The following is a 6,464-nucleotide window of genomic DNA, read 5'->3' on the forward strand; positions in this document are numbered from 1 at the left end:
CGCGATGCGAGGGGCGGCCCGGCCCGTTGCCGTTCCCGGCTCAGCCCCGCAGGTGCTCCGGGGTCGCCGTGGGGCAGACCTTGTGGACGAAGTCGCGCCGCAGCCGGTGGTAGGGCTCGGCCGGGTCGAGGAAGTTGCGCCGCATGTGGGCCAGTTCCTCGTCCCGGTAGGCGGCCAGCGGCTTCTCCTCCTCGTCGGCGGCCCGCCGGCGCTTCTTCTCCAGCAGCCGGGCGGTGAGGTCGGGCGAGGCGGCGAGCCGGGCGGCCCGCTCGCGCACCCAGGCCCGGAAGTCGCCGGCGCTGCCGGGGCGGACGGCGTCCACCAGGCCGATCGCCTCCGCCTCGCGGGCGCCGACCGGCAGGGCCGCGCCGGTGAGCCGGCCGGCCTCGGCGGCGCCCACCCGGCGCGGCAGGGTGTACGTCCAGTACTCGGAGCCGTACAGGCCCATCAGCCGGTAGTGCGGGTTGAGGACGGCGGAGGCCCGGCACCAGACCTCGTCCGCGGCGATGGCGAGCATCAGGCCACCGGCGGCGGCGTTGCCCGCCACCGCGGAGACGGTCAGCTTGTCGGTGGTGGTGAGGATGGCCTCGACCAGGTCGTCCATCGCGTTGATGTTCAGCCAGGACTCCTCCGCCGGGTCGGCGGCCGCCTCGATGGTGTTGAGGTGGATGCCGTTGGAGAAGAAGTCGCGCTGCGGGCCGAGCACCAGCACCGAGGTCGGCCGGGCGCAGGCGGCCCGGTAGGCGGCGAGCAGGCGGCGGCACTGACCGGTGCTCATCGCCCCGGCCGGGAAGCCGAATTCGAGGTACCCGACGCCGCGCTCCTCGCGGTAGCGCAGCTCGGACCAGGTGATCCGGCCGCCCGCCTCGGCCGGGCCGACCGGTGACTCCGGCACCCCGGCCAGCAGGTCGCCGAGCACCAGGGCGGCCGGCAGCTTGAAGGTGGCGGGGCCGCCGGGAGTGCGGCGCGGGCGCAGCTGCGGGATCCAGACGGCGCCGTCCACGGTGGCCCGGCAGATCGCGCCCTCGCGGGTGGCGATGATCCGGCCGGGCTCGCCGCGCAGCAGGTCCTCCGGGTGACCGCCGTGCAGGAAGAACTCGCGCCCGTACAGCTCGTCGAGGACGCCCGGCTGGGAGTCGGCGGAGCGCAGCTTGCGCAGCACGGTGGCGGTGTCGTCGGCCGGCCAGTCGATCCGCCGGTACTCCTGGGTGTGGTACGGCCGCAGGCGGCCGCGGACGTCGGGGCGGGCGTAGTCGAGCGGCTCGGGCTCGAAGACCCCGGAGGCGAACCGTTCGACGGCCAGCAGCACGGCCTCCAGGGCGGCGTCGGCGACCTCGGTGCGGTAGGCCTCGCTCTTGCCGCAGGGCCTGAGGGGGAACGGCACGGAGGCCCAGATCGGCCCGGCGTCCATCTCGGCGACGGCCTGCAGGACGGTGACGCCCCACTCCCGGGCGCCCTCGTGGATCGCCCAGTCGAGCGAGGAGGGGCCGCGGTCACCCTTGGGCCCGGGGTGGACGATGAGGACGGGGTGCCGGGTCCAGACGTCCTCCGGGACGGCTCGGGTGAGCATCGGCGCGAGGATCAGGTCGGGCGCGAACCGGGCGACGGCGGCGCGGACGGGATCGTCGCCGAGCGCGAGTTCGACGGCGACCGTGTGCCCGCGGTCGCGGAGCTCGGTGTGGACGCGCTGGGTGAGGCTGTTGAACGCGCTGGCGACCAGCAGGATGCGCAAGGTGCCCTCCGACGGCATGTCAGCAGTACGGGATGGTCCCCCCAGGGTTCGGTGCGGCAACCGATGGGTTACCCGATCGGTACGCAGTGTCACCGTCCCGGTCGTCGGCGGGCGTCGGTCCCCCCGATCGGCCGACGGCCGGGTCAGGTCATCCAACCATGGTCATGGACACGGAATATGGCTGATCGGGGCCGGTCATCAGCCCTGCACAACACCCGCCACGAACATGCGTTCCACCCCTCGAATCGCCCCGGGATCACCTCCTTACCGCCACCCGGCCGACGGCGTACGGACACACGAATGCGCCCCCCGGGCCGGCCGTGCGCCGCCGCTCCCCGACCGCCCGGCCGGGCCCGGGGAAGGGCCGCGGATCCGCATCCCGGGCGTGTCGCCGGGGCGGCCCGTCGCGCCTCATGCACCGTCGTTGCCATGACGACGACCGACCCGCATCCGCCCGCCGCGCCCGCCCGGGGGATGGCCCGGATCCCCGGCGGCACCTTGGCCCTGCCGCTGGACGACCGCTCCGCACCCAGGTGGACGCCCACCTCGCCCCGCGGCCGGCCCGGCGCGTCCACGCCGCCTGCGCTGCTCGCGCAACCGCTGCAGTCGCCTACCTGGAGCACGGGGCGCTGCGCGCACCTGACCGATCGGACGATCGAGGCGGAGCCGTCCATCCTGGTGGTCGAGCCCACCGGTTCGCCGAAGGATGCGTACGCACGTGGCCGCCAGGACACCCCTACGCCTGTGCCTCCTTCGCGTGCAGCGAGCCGATCAGCCAGTCCGTCCACGTGCGGCGCCGGATCCGCATGCCGGGCCGGTCGAGGACCCACAGCACGTACTCGGCATGGGTGCGTGCCCACGCGTCGTCGGAGGCCGCGGCCGTCGCGAGCCTGCGGCGGAGTCCGGGATTGTCGACGGCACGGGCGACGCGAACGTACTCGCGGTCCTTGCACCGGTACGGCCGCTCTACGACGACCATGACCAGATCGGTGAGCTTCCGCACGGTCGCCTCGTCGTGGCCGTCGACGGAGAGCTGCCTCAGGAGGGATTCCTTGGCCCCCCACGCCTTCGCATGAGCGGTCCACTCGTGTGGATAGCGGGCCTCCCACTCCAGGAACAGCAATGCGTACGGCAGCCCCGGCCAGGTCCGGACGTTCGTCCCGTACGGCTTCCAGAGGGCGTCCGGCAGTACCCGTCCACCCGCCGCGGACACCGCTTCGCGGGCACGCGCGAACGCCGGCTCGCGGTACTGCTCGTCGGGGCCCAGCGGCCTGGTCACGTGCCACAGTTCGTTGGACCGGGCCCACGCGTCGTGCAGCAGGCCCTTGACGACGGTGTGGTGCCGGAGCGCAGCGAGGCGCTCCTCCGCGTTGTCGGCCACCAGACCGAACACCCAGCCCAGGCGCTCGTTCCAGCCCTCGGTGCGCTCCTGCCCACCGCCCGCATCCTCTGTCACGTCGGAGATCATCCCGAAACGCCCGCACGAAGCCCACCGGATTCCGAGCGGGCGCCGCCCGAACAACGAGCCCTCCCCCGGAAGCCGGGGGAGGGCTCGTTGTGCGGTCCGCGAGGGCATCCGCGGACCGGGGACGCGGGTCAGCTCAGGCCGAGTGCCGGCATCAGGTAGTAGAAGGCGAAGACCGCGGCGACGGCGTACAGCGCGACCGGCACCGAGCGGCCGCGGCCGGCGGCCAGGCGCAGGATGCAGAACATGATGAAGCCGAAGCCGATGCCGTTGGTGATCGAAGTCAACAACGTCCTAGGCATAGTCTGGATGCATGGCCATCACACCGCGGCGCTCCGGGGGCCGCACCGAGTTAGACGTCGACCCCGACCAGCTGGTCTGGATCCTCTACGCCCGCGAGTCGGAGGACTCCGAAGGCACCGAGGAGCAGGTCACCAACCAGATGGAGGACCTGCGCGAGCACGCGCGGTCGGTCGGCGGCCGGGTCGGACGGGAAGCCGTCGAGAACGACACCTCCGCCTTCAAGAAGAAGCGCGTCCGGCTCCCCGACGGCACCCACGCCTACCGCGTCGTCCGCCCCGAGTGGGACTCGATCATGAGCGATCTGCGGCGAGGCGCCGCGAACGCCCTCGCCCTCGTGAACATCGACCGGGGCATGCGCGACCCCCGCGACCTCGAAGACCTGATCGACCTGGTCGAGCGCTACGGCGTCTACGTCGTGGCGATCACCGGATTCCTCGACCTCACCACGGACGCCGGCATCGCCATGGCGCGACACGAGGTCAACCAGCGCAACCTCGAATCCCGCAACACCTCGCGCCGGATCACCAACGGCAAGCGCAAGGCCGCGTTGAAGGGGCGGACCTCCGGGGGCGGCCAGCGGAACTTCGGCTGGAACGAGGACAAGAAGACCCTCAACGAGCCCGAGGTGAAGCTGATCCGCGAGGCCGTCGAACTGGTGAAGCAGCAGAAGAAGCCGCGCACCATCGTGACGGAGTGGAACCAGCGCGGCGAGGTCACCGTCACGGGGAAGCGCTGGATCACCCGGACGCTGGAACAGATCCTCACCAACCCCCGGCTCTACGGCGCGCGGACCTACATGGGCGAAGTGCTGTTCGACTCGACAGGCCGGCCGGTCATGGGTGAGTGGGACGCGATCCTCGCGGAGGACGAGTTCAACGCGATCCAGCCCCACCTGAAGAGCTACGGCCCCCGGGTCAACCCGCGCGACGGCCGGGGGCACGTCACCAAGTACCTGCTCTCCCCGTTCGTGCGCTGCGGCGGCTGCGGGGCCCGGATGCGCGGCGGGCTGCGGCCGGGCCCCGGCGGCGAGAAGGTCCACGTCTACTGGTGCCGGTCCAAGCAGGACGGCGGCTGCGGCGGATGCTCCAGGCTCGGCGCCGAGGTCGACCGATACATCACCGAGCTGGTCATCCAGGACCACGAGCGCGCTTCCCTCCGGGTGATCGAGGAGCTCCCGCCCTGGGACAAGGAGGCCTCGCTCCAGACCATCAGGACCAAGATCGCAGAGCTCGGGCAGCAGTACCGGGCCGACCAGATCTCCGGTGCCCGCTACTTCCCGCTGCTCTCGGAACTCGAATCCGATGAACGGAAACTCCTCAACGAGCGCCAGTGGCACGAGGCGGCCCGGGGTCGCCGGATGGCCGCCGTCGGCGATCTCCGGGCCCGGTGGGACGACGAGGCGTTCACGCTGGAACAGCGGCAAGCAGCCATCGCCGAGAGTCTGATCGCCGTAGTCATCCACCCGACCGGCGGCGGCAAGAAGACCTTCGACCCGAACAAGCTCAACCCTATCTGGAAGGAGCACGACGCCGAGGTTTGGGCCTGAGACTGTCCCAGGTCACGGCATCGCAAGTGACGCCATTCAGGTGTCGATGCAAGCGCGACTCTGAATGGCGCTAAACAAAGTTAGACACGGGCGACTGGGACGGCGACTGGGCCATGGGCCCCGCTGCGTCCAAACTGGAATTCGATATCCTATGCTGTTTCGAGTTGCTCTTTACAGCGCACGTCGCATTCTGGTCCCTACGCAAGCAGGCGGAGCGCCTCCTCGGCTCGGGCCCCTACCGGGAGTTCTAGCCGCGCCAGCTCCGCCAAGTACATGCGGACGACAGCAAGTACTGTCAGGTTGCTACTCGAAGCCAGGAAGGCATTGATCAAGGTATCCGCCGGAGTGTCCCGGACGACCAGTCCATGGAAGAGAGTCCTTGCAGCTAGCTCAACTGCGTCATCGGGGTCGTCGTAGGGAGCCTCCAAGAACGCGTTCCAGGCCGCTATAGCTTGGGCGTACCCGACCTCAAGCAACTGCAGCATGGCTTCTTCAAACAACAGATCTGAGTCCGTATCCCTCAGCCGTGCGGCATCGGTCAGAACGGTCCGTGCAGTCTGGAGCTGCCCACTGCTACGCCATGCCGCAGCGAGGGAGGACCGGAAGCTCACATTCTCGGGTTCAAGAGTGATGGCGGCCCTGAAGTCGGTGACGGCGTCCTCGTGTCGGCCTGCCAGTCGGTGGGCTTCGCCGCGTTGTGCGAGTGCCCAGGCGTAGTCGGGATCGATGGTGAGGGCGGCGGTGAAGTCGGCGATGGCGTCTTCCAGCCGGCCCGCCAGCTGGTGGGCCTGGCCGCGTTGTGCGAGTGCCCAGGCGTAGTCGGGATCGATGGTGAGGGCGGCGGTGAAGTCGGCGATGGCGTCTTCCAGCCGGCCCGCCTGCCCATGGACCTGGCCACGTAGTGTGAGCGCCCAGGCGTAGTCGGGATCGATGGTGAGGGCGGCGGTGAAGTCGGCGATGGCGTTCTCTAAGCGGCCGACCAATCGGTGGGCCTGGCCGCGTTGTGCGAGTGCCCAAGCGTTGTCGGAGTTGATGGCGAGGGCGGCGGTGAAGTCGGTGACTGCATCCTCATGTCGGCCCGCCTGCCCATGGACCTGGCCGCGTCGTTCGAGTACCCAGGCGTAATCAGGATCGATGGTGAGAGCGGCGGTGAAGTCGGCCATGGCGTCTTCCAGCCGGCCCGCCAGCTGATGGGCCTCGCCGCGGGATCCGAGTGCCCAGGCGTAATCAGGGTTGATGGTGAGAGCGGCGGTGAGGTCGGTGACGGCGTCCTCGTGTCGGCCCGCCAGTCGGTGGGCTTCGCCGCGTTGTGCGAGTGCCCAAGCGTAATCAGGATCGATGGTGAGAGCGGCGGTGAAGTCGGCCATGGCGTCTTCCAGCCGGCCCGCCAGCTGATGGGCCTCGCCGCGGGATCCGAG

Annotated in this window: 4 protein-coding genes and 1 pseudogene; 1 reads left to right on the forward strand and 4 read right to left on the reverse strand. The window is 70.5% G+C overall.

Annotated elements, in window-relative coordinates; genetic code table 11:
- Positions 1 to 40: 40 nt before the first annotated feature.
- From ACFV0G_RS32490 to ACFV0G_RS32500, 3 genes and pseudogenes are all read right to left on the reverse strand, one after another.
- Entirely contained in the window at positions 41 to 1,750 is a 1,710-nt protein-coding gene (locus tag ACFV0G_RS32490; RefSeq protein WP_380555765.1) for a hydrogenase maturation protein, read from the reverse strand.
- Between the two features lie 718 nt (positions 1,751 to 2,468).
- Positions 2,469 to 3,188: a hypothetical protein gene (locus ACFV0G_RS32495; protein ID WP_380555767.1), complete on the reverse strand. Its 720-nt coding sequence runs from the start codon at positions 3,186 to 3,188 to the stop codon at positions 2,469 to 2,471.
- A 140-nt stretch (positions 3,189 to 3,328) separates the two neighbouring features.
- Positions 3,329 to 3,481: pseudogene (locus tag ACFV0G_RS32500) on the reverse strand (NCS2 family permease); the annotation flags it as partial.
- A 29-nt stretch (positions 3,482 to 3,510) separates the two neighbouring features.
- Between ACFV0G_RS32500 and ACFV0G_RS32505 the strand changes: the two are divergent.
- On the forward strand, positions 3,511 to 5,046 hold the full coding sequence (locus tag ACFV0G_RS32505; RefSeq protein ID WP_380555769.1) for a recombinase family protein: 1,536 nt from the start codon (positions 3,511 to 3,513) through the stop codon (positions 5,044 to 5,046).
- Between the two features lie 197 nt (positions 5,047 to 5,243).
- Here the strand turns inward: ACFV0G_RS32505 and ACFV0G_RS32510 are convergent.
- A partial coding sequence (locus ACFV0G_RS32510) for a tetratricopeptide repeat protein (protein WP_380555771.1) occupies positions 5,244 to 6,464 on the reverse strand: 1,221 nt, incomplete at its 5' end.

It is taken from the genome of Kitasatospora sp. NPDC059571 (assembly GCF_042735675.1).
Taxonomy (GTDB): domain Bacteria; phylum Actinomycetota; class Actinomycetes; order Streptomycetales; family Streptomycetaceae; genus Kitasatospora.